Raw genomic sequence first — 16,655 nt, 5'->3', positions numbered from 1 at the left:
CGGCCGGACCGTTCGCTCAGCCGGCGGCGGCTCCGAACCACGCCGGCAGCCGGCCGAGCAGTTCCCGCTGGTCCTCACCGGCCCACGCCACATGGCCGTCCGGCCGCAGCAGCACCGCGGGCACCTCCAGCTCCTCGCTGACGTCGACCACGTGGTCGACCCGGTCCGCCCAGCCCGCCACCGACAGCCGGCCGGTCTGGTCGAGCAGCAGCCCGCGCCCGCCGCGCATCAGCTCGTAGAGCCGGCCCCGCTTCAGCCGCACGTCCCGCATCCGTCGGCCGAGCAGCTCATGACCCTCGCCGAAGTCGTAGCGGACCCCGAGCGCGGTGATCTTCTCGGTCAGGTACCGGTTCACCTCCTCGAAGTCCATCAGCTCCGACACCAGCCGGCGCACCGCCCGGGGGCCCGGCTCGGTGGACATCAGCTCCATCTGCGCGCGGGTGCTGGCCAGCACGTCGGCGGCCACCGGGTGCCGTTCGGCGTGGTAGCTGTCGAGCAGCCCCTCAGGCGCCCAGCCGGCCACCTCGGCGGCCAGCTTCCAGCCGAGGTTGACCGCGTCCTGAATACCGAGGTTGAGCCCCTGCCCGCCGGTCGGCGGGTGGATGTGGGCCGCGTCGCCGGCCAGCAGCACCCGGCCGACCCGGTAGCGCTCCGCCTGCCGGGTGGCGTCGCCGAAGCGGGAGAGCCAGCGCGGTGAGTGCACGCCGAAGTCGGTGCCCGCGACGGCCCGCAGCCGCCGCTTGAACTCCTCCAGCGTCGGCGGGACCGTGCGGTCCCCGGCCACGCCCTCGGCGGGCACGACGACGCGGTACGCTCCGCCGTCGACGACGGGACCGACGCCGAACCGCAACTGGGTCGTGCGGACCTCGGCCACCACGGCGGCCACCGTCTCCGGCGGCACGCCCACCTCCATCTCGCCCAGCAGCGTCTCGACCCTGCTGGGCTCGCCGGGGAAGCCGACGCCGAGCAGCCTGCGCACGGTGCTGCGGCCCCCGTCGCAGCCGACCACGTAGCGCGAGCGCAGCCGCGTGCCGTCGGCCAGCTCGGCGGTCACCCCGTCCGCGTCCTGGCTCAGCCCGGCCAGTGCGCAGCCGCGCCGGATCTCGGTGCCCAGCTCGGCGGCACGCTCGGCCAGCAGACGGTCGGTGACGGTCTGGGGGATGCCGAGGACGTACCCGTGGGCGGTGTCGAGCCCCTCGGGCGACGGCTTGGGGATGGCGGCGAAGAAGCCGCCGACCGGGTACGTCGTGCCCTGCGCGAGGAACCGCTCCAGCAGACCGCGCTGGTCCATCAGCTCGATGCTGCGGACGTGCAGGCCCAGCGCGCGGACGAACGCGGCCGGCTCCGCCTCCTTCTCCAGCACGAGCACCCGCACCCCGTGCAGCCGCAGCTCGCTCGCCAGCATCATGCCCGTCGGTCCGCCACCGGCAATGATCACATCGATCATGACATCCCCCCATATTTCTCCGCAGGTACGGGCTTCGGCCGGTGATTCTGCGGCACGACGGGGGCCTTGCCGCAAGCCCCCCGGTGCGCTATACGTTGAGAGTGGCAAGGAGTCGGTGACGTCCTTGCCTTTTCTTTTGCGGCCGCTGCGGACGGACACCCTGCATCGTCATGTTCAACGTCTTCGAGGAAATCTTCGCCCCCGGTCGCAAGCACACCCGCGACGAGCAGAACCGGCTGGAGCTGACCCGGGAGGACGTCGGCGACGGCGATCCCGGACGCGGGCCGATAGACCTCACCTCCGGGAAAGCCGTCGTACGCCCGCCGAAACCGCAGGAGGCGGAACCGGGCGAGGACGGGAACGAGGCCCGCGGCTAGCGCACCTTCAGTTCCAGGATGCGGTCGTCGCCCTCCTTCGGGTTGCCCCGCCCGTCCGTGTTGCTGGTGACCAGGTACAGCCTGTCGTCGCCCGCCGCGACCACCGTGCGCAGCCTGCCGTGCTCGCCCTCCAGGAACGCCTGGGAGTCCGCCGCCGGCTCCGTGCCCTTCAGCGGGATCCGCCACAGCCGCTCGCCGCGCAGGCCCGCCATCCACACGGAGCCCTCGGCGTAGGCGATGCCACTGGGGGAGGCCTCCTCCGGGGACCACTGCGCGACCGGGTCGTGGAACTTCTCGCCGTCGGTCCGGCCCTCCGCCTCGGGCCAGCCGTAGTTGTCGCCCGGCTTGATCGCGTTCAGCTCGTCCCAGGTGTGCTGACCGAACTCCGAGGCGAACAGCCGCTGCTTGCCGTCCCAGGCCAGACCCTGCACATTGCGGTGGCCGTACGAGTAGACCGGCGAGTCCGGGAACGGGTTGCCGGGCGCCGGGTCGCCGTCGGGGGTGATGCGCAGGATCTTGCCGCCCGTGGAGTCCCGGTCCTGGGAGAGCTCCGTCTCGCCGCTCTCGCCCGTGCCGGCGTACAGCATCCTGTCCGGGCCGAAGGCGATCCGGCCGCCGTTGTGGATGACGCCCTTGGGGATGCCCCTGAAGACCGTGTCGGGGGAGCCGAGTTGCTCGCCGGACGGCTTGTCGGCGTCGTACAGCATGCGGACGATGCGGTTGTCCGACGCCGAGGTGAAGTAGGCGTAGACCATCCGGTCCGAGGCGTAGTCGGGCGAGAGCGCCAGCCCCATCAGCCCGCCCTCGCCGGCCGGCTCCACCCCGGGCACCTCGCCCACGGTGGTCTTCTTGCCGGTCTCGCCGTCGATCCGGGTGATCGTGGCCTCGTCGCGGGAGGAGACCAGCAGGTCGCCCTCCGGCAGCTGGGCCAGGCCCCAGGGGCTGTCCAGGCCGGTGGCGACCGTGCGGACCACCTCCACGGAGCCCTTGGCGGGCGGGGTCTCCTCGGCGGCCGGCCCTGAGGGCGACGACTGCGAGGCCGTACGGGCGGGGGAGGCGCCCTCGTCTCCGCCCGGGGCTCCGCCTCCGTCGCCGGAGGAGCAGCCGGCCGTCAGCAGGAGTGCGGCGGCGGCACACACGGCCGTCACGACTCGACGTTGCACGATCTCGGTCCCTTCGACGCGGCGGGTTCTCCCTGTCTTACACCGCCCGCGCCCCACAAGTTCCCGACTCGGCGAACCCCCAACCGTACGGCCGCGTCCTCACTCCCACGAGCCGAGCGCCGCCGGCAGCCCGCCCACCTCGGCCAGGTCCCGGTCCGTCAGCCGCAGCGCGGTCGCCGCGGCGTTCTGCGTCACCCAGCGCTCCCGCTTGGCGCCCGGCACCGGGACCACGTGCCGGCCCTGCGCCAGCACCCAGGCCAGGGCCACCTGCGCCGGCGTGACGGTGTCGCCGTGCCGGGCCGCGATGCGGCGCAGGCCCGCGACGATCGGCTGGTTCGCCGCCATCATCTCGGCCGTGAAACGCGGGTGCCGGGCGCGCAGGTCGTCCGGCTCGAAGCCCTCGCCGGGCGTCAGTGTGCCGGTCAGGAAGCCGTTGCCGAGCGGCATCGCGGCGAGGAACCCGACGCCCCGCGCCTCGCACCAGGGCAGCAGCGCGTCCAGCGCCTCCGGCGACCACACCGACAGCTCGGCCTCCACCGCGCTCACCGGGAAGACCTGCTGCACCCGCTCCAGCTGCCGGATCGTCGCGTCGTGCAGCCGCGCCCCCGCCCGCCGCGCCGAGCGGGCACCGACCGCGCACAGCCCCAGCGCCCGCACCTTCCCGGCCCGCACCAGGTCCGCCATGGCGCCCCAGGTCTCCTCCACGGGCACCTCGGGGTCGGCGCGGTGCAGCTGGTAGAGGTCGATCACGTCCGTCTGGAGCCGGCGCAGCGACGCGTCACAGGCCCGCTTCACATACCCGGGGCGGCCGTTGGCCACGATGTGCTGGTCGCCGACCAGCAGACCGACCTTCGTGGACACGAAGGCGTCGGCCCGCCGTTCCTTCAACGCGCGCCCCACCAGCAGCTCGTTGGTGAAGGGGCCGTACATGTCGGCCGTGTCCAGCAGGGAACAACCCAGGTCCAGCGCCCGGTGCACCGCCCTGAGCGATTCGTCGCCCCGCTGCCGCGACGCGCTGTACGCCCAGCTCATCGGCATGCACCCCAGTCCGACGGCCCCCACCGCGAGTGCCGCCGCACCGACAGTCCTGCGCTCCACCTGGTCGTGACCTCCCCTCGCCGTGTCCTGACTCGTCAGGCCTGCCCCAACCTAACCTCTGCCGTTGCGTGCCCCTGACATAGCCTCCTGGGCATGACTGCTGACGTGTGGCTGCCCATCCCGCCGGACGAGATCGAGGGGCTCCCCGACGGGCCCGTGTACCGCTTCTGGAACGGCGGCGAGGAGTTCCCCGCGGACCCCGCCGACTGCGTGTACTACGTCGTGCCCTACATGAAGCCCAGCGGCGTCGGCACCCGTCCCATGCCGTCGATGCGCTCGGTCCGGGTCGTCCAGACACTGTCGGCCGGCATCGACCACGTCGAGCCCGGACTGAAGCACCTGCCCGCGGGCGTGCGGCTGTGCAACGCCCGCGGCGTGCACGAGGCCAGCACCGCGGAACTCACCCTCGCCCTGGTCCTGGCCTCGCTGCGCGGCATCCCGGACTTCGTGCGCGCGCAGGACCGGGGCGAGTGGCTCGGCGGGTTCCGGCCCGCGCTGGCCGACAAGGACGTCCTCATCGTCGGCTACGGATCGATCGGCTCCGCGATCGAGGACCGGCTCGCCCCCTTTGAGGTTGCGCGGGTGGCGCGCGTCGCGCGCTCCGCGCGCACCACGGCGCGCGGGCCGGTGCATTCGCTCACCGAACTGCCCGCCCTGCTCCCGGAGGCGGACGTCGTCGTCCTGTCCACACCGCTCACCGAGACCACCCGCGGCCTGGTGGACGCGGAGTTCCTGGGCCGTATGAAGACCGGTGCCCTGCTGGTCAACGTCGCCCGCGGCCCGGTCGTCGACACCAAGGCGCTGCTCGCCGAACTGGAGAGCGGGCGGATCACCGCCGCCCTCGACGTCACCGACCCCGAGCCGCTGCCCGCGGGCCACCCCCTGTGGCAGGCGCCGGGCCTGCTGATCAGCCCGCACGTCGGCGGGCCCACGTCCGCCTTCCTGCCGCGCGCCAAGCGGCTGCTGACGGACCAGTTGCGCCGTTTCGTGAACCGCGAGCCGCTGCGCAACGTGGTTCTGACGACGGGCGCACCCGGCACGTGAGGCGCGCGAGCGGAGCCTGAAGGCGCGCGGGAGGTGTGCTCCGCGCGCCCGGCGCACCCGTCCCGACGGCATCCGCTTCGAGCACCCTCCGCAGCCCTCCGGAAGCGGTGGGTACCCACATAGTCCCTGGTCGTCACGGAGCGTAGAGAACCTATGTCCCTGAGTGACGAGACTGGTGTATCGTCCCCGACAGGGGCTGCGCCGTGCACCGTTCGGCGCCGGGGACGGACATCTGAGACTGCGAGGGGGGCGACGGGCGATGCACGGCCTATGGACGAACGATCCGACGCGGCGGAGCCGCCGACGACGGCCCTGGCGCACGGCCGCGCGCAGACGCGGCGAGCACGGCCACCACAGTCACCAGCGCAGGCACGGCAGCCGCAGGCGGCATGCCCACCCGGCGTACCGGAGTCCGCGCGACCCGGTACCCAGGCGGACCGGGAGGACGCGGTGACGTCACCCTCGCCTCCCGCGCCCACCCTCGACGGAGCGCTGCGGGCGCAGCCGGCGCCGGGCCCGCTGCTGCCGCGCCCGTCGGCCGGTCCCGGCGGGCCGAGCCTGGCCCGTCCGCTGCTGCTGGCCCTGGTCTGCGCGGGATACGCCATCGGTTCCGCGTTCGGCTGGGGCTCTGCGCGCCTCGCCGTGATCATGGGCGACTTCGGGCTGGCCGCCGCGGCCGGGGCGGCCGCCGTGTCCTGCTTCCTCTACGCCCGCAGCCGACGCGTCCGCTTCCGGCCCGCCTGGCTGCTGTTCGCCCTCTCCTCCGCGATGGCGGCCCTGGGGAACGTGGTCTGGGGGTGGTACGAGGTCGTCCTGGTGCGGCCGGTGCCCAGCCCCAGCTACGCGGACCTGTTCTTCCTGTGCTTCGCGCCGCCCGCCATCGTGGGCCTGCTGGTGTTCGCCAAACGGCCGGTGACGAAAGCGGGTTGGATCTGCCTGGCGCTGGACGCCTGGCTGATCGGCGGCTCGCTGCTGACGCTGGCGTGGAGCCTGGCGCTCGCGCAGGCGGCCAAGGTGGACGGGGCGAGCGTGGCCCACACCGCGCTGTCGCTGGCGTACCCGCTGCTCGACATCGCCCTGGTCAGCATGGTGCTCGCGCTGCACTTCCGGCGGTCGCCCGTCTACCGCTCGGCGGTCAACACCGCGATCGGCGGACTCGCGCTCACCGTGATGTGCGACGCCCTGTTCACCTCGCCGCTGGTGCACAGCGGTTACCGCTCCGGCCAGCTGCTCGACGCGGGCTGGTTCGCCGGCTCGCTGCTGCTCGCGTACGCCCCCTGGGCCGCGCCCCGGCACGGACGGCCGGCGGACGCGGACGAACCCGGCGGGCACACGCGCGTGGTGCACGAGCACGTCCCCGGCCAGCGCACCGGCCCACGGCCCCCGACACCCCTGCAGGGCGGCGGCGAGCACAGCCGCTTTCCGGCCGCCCGGCCGATCGCCGGGTCGCTGGCCGCGCTCACGCCCTATCTCGCCGCCGCCGTCTGCACGCTGGGCATTCTCTACAACGTCCTCAACGGCCGCAGCGTCGACCGCGTGGTGCTCCTGACCGGCGGCACGGTCGTGCTGGCGCTCGTCGTCCGGCAGGGCATCATGCTGCTCGACAACATCACCCTCACCCAGGAACTGGCCCAGAAGGAGAACCACTTCCGCTCTCTGGTGCAGGGCTCCAGCGACGTCATCATGATCGCCGCGCCCAGCGGCATCCTGCGGTACGTCTCCCCGGCCGCCGCCGGGGTCTACGGCCGCCCCGCCGAGGAACTCGTCGGCAGCGAACTGGCCGGCCTCATCCACCCGGACGACCTGGGCTGTGTGGTGCACGAGGTGCGCCGCTTCCTCGCCGCCGACCCGGTCGAGGAGCCGACCACGCGCATCGAGTGCCGGTTCCGCTCCGGCGACGGCGGCTGGCTCAACGTCGAGTCCACCGTCAACCGCCACCACGGCGGCCTGATCTTCAACAGCCGGGACGTCACCGAGCGCGTGCGCCTCCAGGCGCAGCTCCAGCACAGCGCCGAGCACGACCCGCTCACCGACCTGCCCAACCGGGCCCTGTTCACCAAGCGGGTCCAGCAGGCCCTGTCCGGCCGCCGGGCCTCCGACCGGGGCGCCGCCCTGCGCGGCACCGCGGTGCTCTTCATCGACCTCGACGGCTTCAAGGCCGTCAACGACACGATCGGGCACCAGGCCGGGGACGAACTGCTCGTCCAGGCCGCCCGCCGGCTCCAGGAGGCGGTCCGCCAGGGCGACACCGCCTCCCGGCTGGGCGGCGACGAGTTCGCGGCCTTGATCGTCGGGGACGGCACCCGGGACCGGACCGCCCGGGAACGGCACATCCTGGAACTCGCCGACCGCCTCAGGACGACGCTGTCGCAGCCGTATCTCATCGACGGCAACGATGTCCGGGTCAACGCCTCCATCGGCGTCGCCTTCGCCGAACCCGGCCTCGGCGCGGGCGAACTGCTGCGCAACGCCGACCTGGCGATGTACCGCGCCAAGGCGGGCGGCAAGGGCCGCGTGGAGCTGTACCGCCCGCAGATGCAGCAGGACGTCGTCCGCAAGGCCGAGCTGGCCACCCGCCTGCGGGCCGCGCTGCACGACGGCGAGTTCGCGCTGCTGCACCAGCCGGTGGTGGCCCTGGCGGACGGCCGGATCACGTCGGTCTGCGCCCAGGCGCGCTGGCGTTCCTCGCAGGGAGTGCTGTTCACCCCCGCCGAGTTCGAGCGGGTGGCCGAGGACGGCGACAAGACCGCCGAACTCGACCGCTGGGTGCTCCAGGAGGCGGTCGAGCAGGCCGCCGAGCGGGCCGCCGCGGGCCTGACCGCACCGGTGGCCGTCCGTATCGGCGCCCGCCGGCTGCTGGACCGCTCCATGCCGCTGGGCTCGGTGGAGGCCCTGCTGACCCGGCACGGGCTGCCGCCCGGCGCCCTGGTGATCGAGCTGGCCGACATCGACCCCCGGCTCGGTCTGGAGGAGCTGGAGCGCCGGCTGAACGCGCTCAAGCGGGTCGGCGTACGGATCGCGCTCGACGGCTTCGGCAGCGGCTACGCGGCCATCACGGCGCTGCGCAGACTCCCGGTCGACGTGCTGAAGCTCGACCGCAGTCTGGTCGAGGGCGTCGTCGAGTCCGCGCGGCTCCACAAGATCACCAGCGGTCTGCTCCGCATCGCCACCGACCTCGGGCTGAAGTCCGTGGCCGGCGGGGTCGACCTGCCGGAGCAGGTCGTCGCCCTGCGCGCGATGGGCTGCACACACGGGCAGGGCATGGCCTTCTCCGGGCCGCTGGACGAGTACCGGCTGCGCAGGGCCCTCGCCACCGGCCGCTATCCGGTGCCGCACGGCCCGGCCGAGCCGGCCTTCGCGGGCGGCACGGGCGCCCCGGGCGGCGTGTACACCAAAGGGGTGACCGGCAGCGTGACCAGCTCAGTCCCGGCCGTTCTCGGTGGTGGCACGGCACTGCGCTCACATAATGAGACTCCCGTCCCACCCACTTGACAGTGAGTGCGTGCCGGGGGGAGGGTCAGTTCCATGCGCACCCGAATTCTCGTACTTGGACAGCGCGTCGGCTGAAGCCGAGCCTCGAATGCTCGGCGACCCACCACCCGGCGCGCTCCCCTCGCTTGCCTTTCGGCACGAGGGGTTTTTTGTTGCACCAGCACCTGTCGAGTCCCGCTCGCACAGCCCGCGAACACCGTACAAACCTCGCAAAAACCCTCAGCATCGAGAAGAGAATGCCGATGACCGAGCAGGCCACCGGGGCCCATCATCCGCAGCCGCGGCCCCGATCCGGAGGACAGCAGTCCGCCCCCGTCGAGCACGTCACGGGTGCGCAGTCCCTCATCCGCTCTCTCGAGGAGGTCGGCGCCGACACGGTATTCGGCATTCCCGGCGGGGCCATTCTTCCGGCGTACGACCCGCTGATGGACTCCGGCAAGGTGCGTCACGTCCTGGTCCGCCACGAGCAGGGTGCCGGCCACGCGGCCACCGGCTACGCGCAGGCCACCGGCAAGGTCGGCGTCTGCATGGCCACCTCCGGTCCCGGCGCCACCAACCTGGTCACCCCGATCGCCGACGCCCACATGGACTCCGTCCCGCTGGTCGCGATCACCGGCCAGGTCGCCTCCAAGGCGATCGGCACCGACGCCTTCCAGGAGGCGGACATCGTCGGCATCACCATGCCGATCACCAAGCACAACTGGCTGGTCACCAAGGCCGAGGACATCCCCCGGGTGATCGCGCAGGCGTTCCACGTCGCCTCCACCGGCCGCCCCGGCCCGGTCCTGGTCGACATCGCCAAGGACGCCCTCCAGGCGAAGACCACCTTCTCCTGGCCGCCCGCCATGGACCTGCCCGGCTACCGCCCGGTGACCAAGCCGCACGCCAAGCAGATCCGCGAGGCCGCCAAGCTGATCACCGCCGCCAAGCGGCCCGTCCTCTACGTCGGCGGCGGCGTCCTGAAGGCCCGGGCCACCGCCGAGTTGAAGGTCCTCGCCGAACTGACCGGAGCGCCCGTCACCACCACCCTGATGGCGCTCGGCGCGTTCCCCGACAGCCACCCGCTGCACGTGGGAATGCCGGGCATGCACGGTGCGGTCACCGCCGTCACCGCGCTGCAGAAGGCCGACCTGATCGTCGCCCTCGGCGCCCGCTTCGACGACCGCGTCACCGGCAAGCTGGACAGCTTCGCCCCGTACGCCAAGATCGTCCACGCCGACATCGACCCCGCCGAGATCGGCAAGAACCGCGCCACCGACGTGCCGATCGTCGGGGACGCCCGCGAGGTCATCGCCGACCTGATCCAGGCGGTGCAGAAGGAGCACGGCGAGGGCAACAAGGGCGACTACAGCGCCTGGTGGAAGGACCTGTCCCGCTGGCGCGAGACCTACCCGCTCGGCTACGACCAGCCCGAGGACGGCTCCCTGTCCCCGCAGCAGGTCATCGAGCGCATCGGGCAGCTCGCGCCGGAGGGCACGATCTTCGCGGCGGGCGTCGGCCAGCACCAGATGTGGGCCGCGCACTTCATCCAGTACGACAAGCCCGCCACCTGGCTGAACTCCGGCGGCGCCGGAACCATGGGCTACGCCGTCCCGGCCGCCATGGGCGCCAAGGCCGGCGCGCCCGGCCAGGCCGTCTGGGCGATCGACGGCGACGGCTGCTTCCAGATGACCAACCAGGAGCTGGTCACCTGCGCGCTGAACAACATCCCGATCAAGGTCGCCGTGATCAACAACGGCGCCCTCGGGATGGTCCGCCAGTGGCAGACCCTGTTCTACAACCAGCGCTACTCCAACACCGTGCTGCACTCCGGCCCGGACGACGTCAACCCGGAGGCCCGGGGCACCCGCGTCCCCGACTTCGTCAAGCTGTCGGAGGCCATGGGCTGCCACGCGATCCGCTGCGAGGACCCCGCCGACCTCGACAAGGTGATCGAGGAGGCGAACTCGATCAACGACCGTCCGGTCGTCATCGACTTCATCGTCCACGAGGACGCGATGGTCTGGCCGATGGTCGCCGCCGGTACCTCCAACGACGAGATCATGGCCGCCCGGGACGTCCGCCCCGACTTCGGCGACAACGAAGACGACTGAGCGAGAGAGACCGAAGAGATCATGTCCAAGCACACGCTCTCCGTCCTGGTGGAGAACACACCGGGCATCCTCGCCCGGATCGCGGCCCTGTTCTCCCGCCGCGGCTTCAACATCGACTCCCTCGCCGTCGGCGTCACCGAGCACCCCGACATCTCCCGCATCACCATCGTGGTGAACGTCGAGGACCTGCCGCTGGAGCAGGTGACCAAGCAGCTCAACAAGCTGGTCAACGTGCTCAAGATCGTCGAGCTGGAGCCGTCGCAGGCGGTTCAGCGCGAACTCGTTCTGGTGAAGGTGCGCGCCGACAACGAGACGCGCTCCCAGATCGTCGAGATCGTCCAGCTGTTCCGCGCCAAGACCGTCGACGTCTCCCCGGAGGCCGTCACCATCGAGGCCACCGGCAGCAGCGACAAGCTGTCCGCCATGCTCAAGATGCTGGAGCCGTACGGCATCAAGGAACTCGTCCAGTCCGGCACGATCGCCATCGGCCGCGGCGCCCGCTCCATCACGGACCGCTCGCTGCGCGCCCTGGACCGCAGCGCCTGATCCGGTGTCCGGGCGGCCGGCGCCCCCGGCCCGGCCGCCCGTATTCCGAGACCCCGAACCCTCCCTTCCCCGCACCGTCATACGGTGGGAAGCAACACCTGTACTCCCGAGGAGAGAACCCAAAGTGGCCGAGCTGTTCTACGACGCCGACGCCGACCTGTCCATCATCCAGGGCCGCAAGGTCGCGGTCATCGGTTACGGCAGCCAGGGCCACGCCCACGCCCTGTCGCTGCGCGACTCCGGCGTCGACGTGCGCGTCGGTCTGCACGAGGGCTCCACGTCCAAGGCCAAGGCCGAGGAGCAGGGCCTGCGCGTGGTGAGCCCGTCGGAGGCCGCCGCCGAGGCCGACGTCATCATGATCCTGGTCCCGGACCCGATCCAGGCCCAGGTCTACGAGGAGCACATCGCCCCCAACCTCAAGGACGGCGACGCCCTGTTCTTCGGCCACGGCCTGAACATCCGCTACGGGTTCATCAAGCCCCCGGCCTGCGTGGACGTCTGCATGGTCGCCCCGAAGGGCCCGGGCCACCTGGTCCGCCGCCAGTACGAGGAGGGCCGCGGCGTGCCCTGCATCGCCGCCGTCGAGCAGGACGCCTCCGGCAACGCCTTCGCGCTGGCCCTCTCCTACGCCAAGGGCATCGGCGGCACCCGCGCCGGCGTCATCAAGACGACCTTCACCGAGGAGACCGAGACCGACCTGTTCGGCGAGCAGGCCGTGCTCTGCGGCGGTACCGCGGCGCTGGTCAAGGCGGGCTTCGAGACGCTGACCGAGGCCGGCTACCAGCCGGAGATCGCCTACTTCGAGTGCCTGCACGAGCTGAAGCTGATCGTCGACCTCATGTACGAGGGCGGCCTGGAGAAGATGCGCTGGTCGATCTCCGAGACCGCCGAGTGGGGCGACTACGTCACCGGCCCGCGCATCATCACCGACGCCACCAAGGCCGAGATGAAGAAGGTTCTCGCCGAGATCCAGGACGGCACGTTCGCCAAGAACTGGATGGACGAGTACCACGGTGGTCTGAAGAAGTACAACGAGTACAAGAAGCAGGACTCCGAGCACCTGCTGGAGACCACCGGCAAGGAGCTGCGCAAGCTCATGAGCTGGGTCGACGAAGAGGCGTAGGTCTCGAGGGCCGGGGGCCGGAGCGATGTTGCTCCGGCCCCTTCGGCGAACCCGGGGCAACGCCGTGGACAACGGCGTTGTCCACCCCGTCCAGCCACGGACGGGTGATCCTTCCGCAGAGGCGCAAGACGACCCGCCCCGCGCCACTAGACTGCTGAACAACAAACGCGTCAGGCCCACAGCGTCGTGCGTCTTCCACGCGGCTAGCCCCTCCACCGCCAGCGGCCGTCGGGACGGCCGTCCGCATTGGACATGTGAGGACTCACGTGAGCTCGTACCCCAGTCAAAAAGCTACGGTACTCATTGCTGAAGAGCTGTCGCCCGCCACCGTGGACGCGCTTGGCCCGGACTTCGAGATCCGCCGGTGCAACGGCGCGGACCGCGCCGAACTGCTCCCCGCCATCGCCGACGTGGACGCGATCCTGATCCGCTCGGCCACCAAGGTCGACGCCGAGGCGATCGCCGCCGCGAACAAGCTCAAGGTCGTCGCGCGAGCCGGCGTCGGCCTGGACAACGTGGACGTCTCCGCCGCCACCAAGGCCGGTGTGATGGTCGTCAACGCCCCCACCTCGAACATCGTGACCGCCGCCGAACTGGCCTGCGGTCTGGTCCTCGCCACCGCCCGCAACATCCCGCAGGCCAACGCCGCGCTGAAGAACGGCGAGTGGAAGCGCAGCAAGTACACCGGCGTCGAGCTGGCCGAGAAGACCCTCGGCGTCGTGGGTCTGGGCCGGATCGGCGCCCTCGTCGCGCAGCGCATGTCCGCCTTCGGCATGAAGGTCGTCGCCTACGACCCCTACGTGCAGCCCGCGCGGGCCGCGCAGATGGGCGTCAAGGTGCTGTCGCTGGACGAGCTGCTCGAGGTCTCCGACTTCATCACCGTCCACCTGCCCAAGACCCCCGAGACCCTCGGTCTGATCGGCGACGAGGCGCTGCGCAAGGTCAAGCCGAGCGTCCGCATCGTCAACGCCGCGCGCGGCGGCATCGTCGACGAGGAGGCGCTGTACTCGGCGCTGAAGGAGGGCCGCGTCGCCGGCGCCGGCCTGGACGTGTACGCCAAGGAGCCGTGCACCGACTCGCCGCTGTTCGAGTTCGACCAGGTCGTCTGCACCCCGCACCTCGGCGCCTCCACCGACGAGGCGCAGGAGAAGGCCGGTATCGCGGTGGCGCGGTCGGTGCGCCTGGCGCTCGCCGGTGAGCTGGTCCCCGACGCGGTCAACGTCCAGGGCGGCGTCATCGCCGAGGACGTCAAGCCGGGCCTGCCGCTCGCCGAGCGTCTGGGCCGGATCTTCACCGCGCTGGCCGGCGAGGTCGCCGTCCGCCTCGACGTCGAGGTCTACGGCGAGATCACCCAGCACGACGTGAAGGTGCTGGAGCTCTCGGCGCTCAAGGGCGTCTTCGAGGACGTCGTCGACGAGACGGTGTCCTACGTCAACGCCCCGCTGTTCGCCCAGGAGCGCGGTGTCGAGGTGCGCCTGACCACCAGCTCCGAGTCCGCCGACCACCGCAACGTGGTCACCGTGCGCGGCACCCTGGCGAGCGGCGAGGAGGTGTCGGTCTCCGGCACGCTGGCCGGCCCCAAGCACGTCCAGAAGATCGTCGCGGTCGGTGAGTACGACGTCGACCTGGCGCTCGCGGAGCACATGGTCGTCCTGCGCTACGAGGACCGTCCCGGTGTCGTCGGCACCGTCGGCCGCATCCTCGGCGAGGCGGGCATCAACATCGCCGGCATGCAGGTCGCCCGTGCGACGGTGGGCGGCGAGGCGCTGGCCGTGCTGACCGTCGACGACACGGTGTCCTCCGGGGTGCTGGGCGAGCTCTCCGCGGAGATCGGGGCCACGTCGGCCCGGTCGGTCAACCTGGTCTGAGCGACCGTCTCCCCGGGGCATCGCCCCGCCCCCCGTTCAGCCTGAACGGGGGGCGGGGCGTTTTCCGTGCGCGTCGAAGAGGCCGCCGCTAAAGACGGTGCGCCTTGAGCGCCATGTGCAGCAGCAGCCGGTCCTCCCCGTCGTCCAGGTCCAGGCCGGTGAGCTGCTCGACCCGGCCCAGGCGGTAGTACAGGGTCTGGCGGTGCACGCCCAGTGCGGCGGCCGTGCGGCCGGCCTGCCCGGCGCAGTCGAGGTACACCTCGGCGGTGCGGGCCAGCTCCCGGTGGGCGGGGGAGAGCAGGGACCGTACGGCGGGGTCGTGGGCCGCCTCCGCAGGCAGCGCCGTGAGCAGGCGGAACGGGCCGATCGACGCCCACTCGGCGACCGGGCCGAACCTGCGCTCCGCCAGCGCGGCCCGCGCCGCCGCCGACGCCTCCCGCCAGGCCGCCCCCAGCTCCGCGAGCCCGGTGCGGGCCGCGGCGATCCCGGCCGCCGGCTCCCCGCCCGGAGCACCGCCGAGACCGCGGGCCCGCTCCAGCAGCCGCCCAGCCGCCGTGGTCGCCGGGGTCGGCACGTCCGCCGAGCGCAGCCGGACCAGCAGGGCCAGACACTGCGAGGCGGACCCCCAGGGCAGCGTGCACAGCGCCGTCGCCCCCGGCACCGTACGCACCGACGGCGCGTCGTCCGGGTCGGCGGACGGCCACGGGGCCACGCAGACAACCGTGTGGAGCACGTCCCCGCGGGGGCCCAGGGCGGTGCGCAGCTCGGCGACGGCCATGTCCCGCTGCCAGCCCCGCTCGGCGGTGAGCACCGCGCGCAGCTCCCGGCTGAGGTCGGCGCCGTGCTGGGCCTCGTCCGCGAGCAGTGCGCCGATCCGGGCGGTGACCTCCATCGCCGCGGTCAGCTGCCGCTCGTTCGGACCAGGGTCGGTGTCCAGGAGCCACACGTAGCCGAGGACGACACCCCGATGGCGTACCGGCAGACAGATCCGGCCCCGGTACACCCCGGCCTCCGGCGTCGGCGGGATGCGGACCGGACCGGTGGCGCGGGTGATGCCGAAGCCCTCGAACCAGGAGCGGACCGCCGCCGTGGACCGCCGGGTCAGGATCGAGCGGGTGCGCACCGGGTCCAGGGCCGACGGATCGAGGTCGCCCTCGCTGTCGTAGGCGCCGAAGGCGATCAGCTCGAAGTCGCGGCTCTCCAGCGTCGCGGGGGCGCCCAGCAGCTGGGACAGCTCGTCGACCAGCTCCTGGTAGTCACCTGCGAAATCCGACGTCACCCGGGCATTCTGCCGCATAAGCGCGCGGCCTTCATACATCTGTCTGAGATCTGTGGCACGGATGCGTGACAGCTGTCGATGGCCGACGATCGGAGCCATCCTTAGGTTTCACGGTGGTTCTCCGTGCCGTTCCCGAAACGTCGGGACGCGGCCTTGTGTTGCTTGGTAAGTGGAGGTGCCCCGTGCTGGGTCCCGTGATTCTCGCCGCGTCGCGCAGCGACCGGATGCGACGCCTGGTCTCGGCGGCTCCCGTGACCAAACAGGTCGTCGACCGCTTCATCCCCGGCGAGACCGTGGACGAGATCCTGCCGATCATCCGGGACCTCACCGACCAGGGCCTGGAGCTGACGATGGACGTCGTCGGCGAGGACATCACCACCCCCGAGCAGGCCGAGGCCGCCCGCGACGCCTACCTGGAGCTGATCGACCGGCTGGGGCCGCTCGGGCTCGGCACGCGCGCGGAGATGTCCGTCAAGCTGTCGATGTTCGGCCAGGCGCTGGACGGCGGGCACCAGCTGGCGTTGAAGAACGTCCGCCCGGTCGTCGAGGCCGCCGCCGGGATCGGCACCACGGTCACCCTCGACGCCGAGGACCACACCACCCTCGACTCGATGTTCGCCATCCACGAGGAGCTGCGCAAGGACGTCCCGCAGACCGGCTGCGTCATCCAGTCGTACCTCTTCCGCACCGAGGCCGACGCGCGCCGCCTCGCCGAGAGCGGCAGTCGCGTACGGTTGGTGAAGGGCGCCTACAAGGAGCCCGCCGAGGTCGCCTACCAGCAGAAGCACGAGATCGACAAGGCGTACGTCCGCATCCTGAAGACGCTGATGGAGGGCGAGGGCTACCCGATGATCGGGTCCCACGACCCGCGTCTGATCTCCATCGCGCAGGAGCTCGCCCACCGCGCCGGGCGAAAGCTCGACGAGTACGAGTTCCAGATGCTGTACGGCATCCGCAGCGACGAGCACCTGCGGCTCGCCGCCGAGGGCCACCGGATGCGCGTCTACACGGCCTACGGCACCGACTGGTACGGCTACTTCATGCGCCGTCTGGCGGAGAAGCCGGCGAACCTGCAGTTCTTCGTCCGCTCGATGGTCACCAAGGGCTGAGCCGCCCGCACCACGC

At 71.9% G+C, this 16,655-nt stretch carries 12 protein-coding genes; 8 read left to right on the top strand and 4 right to left on the bottom strand.

Annotation, left to right across the window (positions count from 1 at the left end):
• Nucleotides 1–16: 16 nt before the first annotated feature.
• Entirely contained in the window at nt 17–1,447 is a 1,431-nt protein-coding gene (rox, locus tag ACLGIH_RS09685; RefSeq protein WP_416524819.1) for a rifampin monooxygenase, read from the bottom strand.
• Between the two features lie 170 nt (nt 1,448–1,617).
• Here rox and ACLGIH_RS09680 point away from each other — a divergent pair, with 170 nt between their 5' ends.
• A complete protein-coding gene (locus ACLGIH_RS09680; RefSeq protein WP_416524818.1) occupies nt 1,618–1,824 on the top strand; it encodes a DUF6191 domain-containing protein in 207 nt (68 codons plus the stop codon).
• Here ACLGIH_RS09680 and ACLGIH_RS09675 read toward each other — a convergent pair.
• A complete protein-coding gene (locus ACLGIH_RS09675; RefSeq protein WP_416524817.1) occupies nt 1,821–2,972 on the bottom strand; it encodes a PQQ-dependent sugar dehydrogenase in 1,152 nt (383 codons plus the stop codon). The two genes, ACLGIH_RS09680 and ACLGIH_RS09675, sit on opposite strands and share 4 nt — an antisense overlap.
• A 114-nt stretch (nt 2,973–3,086) precedes the next feature.
• Nucleotides 3,087–4,085, bottom strand: coding sequence for an aldo/keto reductase (locus ACLGIH_RS09670; protein ID WP_416524816.1), 999 nt, complete (start codon nt 4,083–4,085; stop codon nt 3,087–3,089).
• Between the two features lie 93 nt (nt 4,086–4,178).
• On the opposite strand from ACLGIH_RS09670, the gene ACLGIH_RS09665 reads away from it, so the two are divergent.
• The 6 genes from ACLGIH_RS09665 (at nt 4,179) to serA (ending at nt 14,251) form a co-directional block, all read left to right on the top strand.
• On the top strand, nt 4,179–5,129 hold the full coding sequence (locus ACLGIH_RS09665; RefSeq protein WP_416524815.1) for a 2-hydroxyacid dehydrogenase: 951 nt from the start codon (nt 4,179–4,181) through the stop codon (nt 5,127–5,129).
• Nucleotides 5,130–5,579: 450 nt separating this feature from the next.
• Nucleotides 5,580–8,621, top strand: a complete 3,042-nt coding sequence (locus ACLGIH_RS09660) for a putative bifunctional diguanylate cyclase/phosphodiesterase (protein ID WP_416524814.1) — start codon at nt 5,580–5,582, stop codon at nt 8,619–8,621.
• Between the two features lie 242 nt (nt 8,622–8,863).
• Nucleotides 8,864–10,714, top strand: a complete 1,851-nt coding sequence (locus ACLGIH_RS09655; RefSeq protein ID WP_416524813.1) for an acetolactate synthase large subunit — start codon at nt 8,864–8,866, stop codon at nt 10,712–10,714.
• Between the two features lie 21 nt (nt 10,715–10,735).
• Nucleotides 10,736–11,260 carry an acetolactate synthase small subunit gene (ilvN, locus tag ACLGIH_RS09650; RefSeq protein ID WP_166002432.1) on the top strand — a complete coding sequence of 175 codons (525 nt, stop codon included), beginning with the start codon at nt 10,736–10,738 and terminating at the stop codon, nt 11,258–11,260.
• Between the two features lie 124 nt (nt 11,261–11,384).
• Nucleotides 11,385–12,383 (top strand): ketol-acid reductoisomerase, encoded by a 999-nt coding sequence (ilvC, locus tag ACLGIH_RS09645; protein WP_416524812.1) that lies wholly within the window; start codon nt 11,385–11,387, stop codon nt 12,381–12,383.
• Between the two features lie 266 nt (nt 12,384–12,649).
• Nucleotides 12,650–14,251: a phosphoglycerate dehydrogenase gene (gene serA, locus ACLGIH_RS09640; protein ID WP_416524811.1), complete on the top strand. Its 1,602-nt coding sequence runs from the start codon at nt 12,650–12,652 to the stop codon at nt 14,249–14,251.
• 88 nt (nt 14,252–14,339) lie between these two features.
• On the opposite strand, the gene ACLGIH_RS09635 is transcribed toward serA, so the two are convergent.
• Entirely contained in the window at nt 14,340–15,548 is a 1,209-nt protein-coding gene (locus tag ACLGIH_RS09635; RefSeq protein ID WP_416524810.1) for a PucR family transcriptional regulator, read from the bottom strand.
• Between the two features lie 164 nt (nt 15,549–15,712).
• Between ACLGIH_RS09635 and ACLGIH_RS09630 the strand changes: the two genes are divergently transcribed.
• The gene (locus ACLGIH_RS09630) at nt 15,713–16,639 is read left to right on the top strand and encodes a proline dehydrogenase family protein (protein ID WP_416524809.1); all 927 of its coding nucleotides are present in this window, start codon (nt 15,713–15,715) and stop codon (nt 16,637–16,639) included.
• The last annotated feature ends 16 nt before the right edge of the window (nt 16,640–16,655 follow it).

It is taken from the genome of Streptomyces hamibioticus, assembly GCF_047946815.1.
Classification (GTDB): Bacteria; Actinomycetota; Actinomycetes; order Streptomycetales; family Streptomycetaceae; genus Streptomyces.
The sequence above is the reverse complement of the archived record's forward strand: the minus strand, read 5'-3'. Positions and strand labels throughout refer to the sequence as shown.

What these genes read in the sequence shown, in the direction of transcription:
- rox (WP_416524819.1), bottom strand. Translation starts at nt 1,447, where the DNA reads ATGATCGATGTGATCATTGCCGGTGGCGGACCGACGGGCATGATGCTG.
- ACLGIH_RS09680 (WP_416524818.1), top strand. Translation starts at nt 1,618, where the DNA reads ATGTTCAACGTCTTCGAGGAAATCTTCGCCCCCGGTCGCAAGCACACC.
- ACLGIH_RS09665 (WP_416524815.1), top strand. Translation starts at nt 4,179, where the DNA reads ATGACTGCTGACGTGTGGCTGCCCATCCCGCCGGACGAGATCGAGGGG.
- ACLGIH_RS09655 (WP_416524813.1), top strand. Translation starts at nt 8,864, where the DNA reads ATGACCGAGCAGGCCACCGGGGCCCATCATCCGCAGCCGCGGCCCCGA.
- ilvN (WP_166002432.1), top strand. Translation starts at nt 10,736, where the DNA reads ATGTCCAAGCACACGCTCTCCGTCCTGGTGGAGAACACACCGGGCATC.
- ACLGIH_RS09635 (WP_416524810.1), bottom strand. Translation starts at nt 15,548, where the DNA reads ATGCGGCAGAATGCCCGGGTGACGTCGGATTTCGCAGGTGACTACCAG.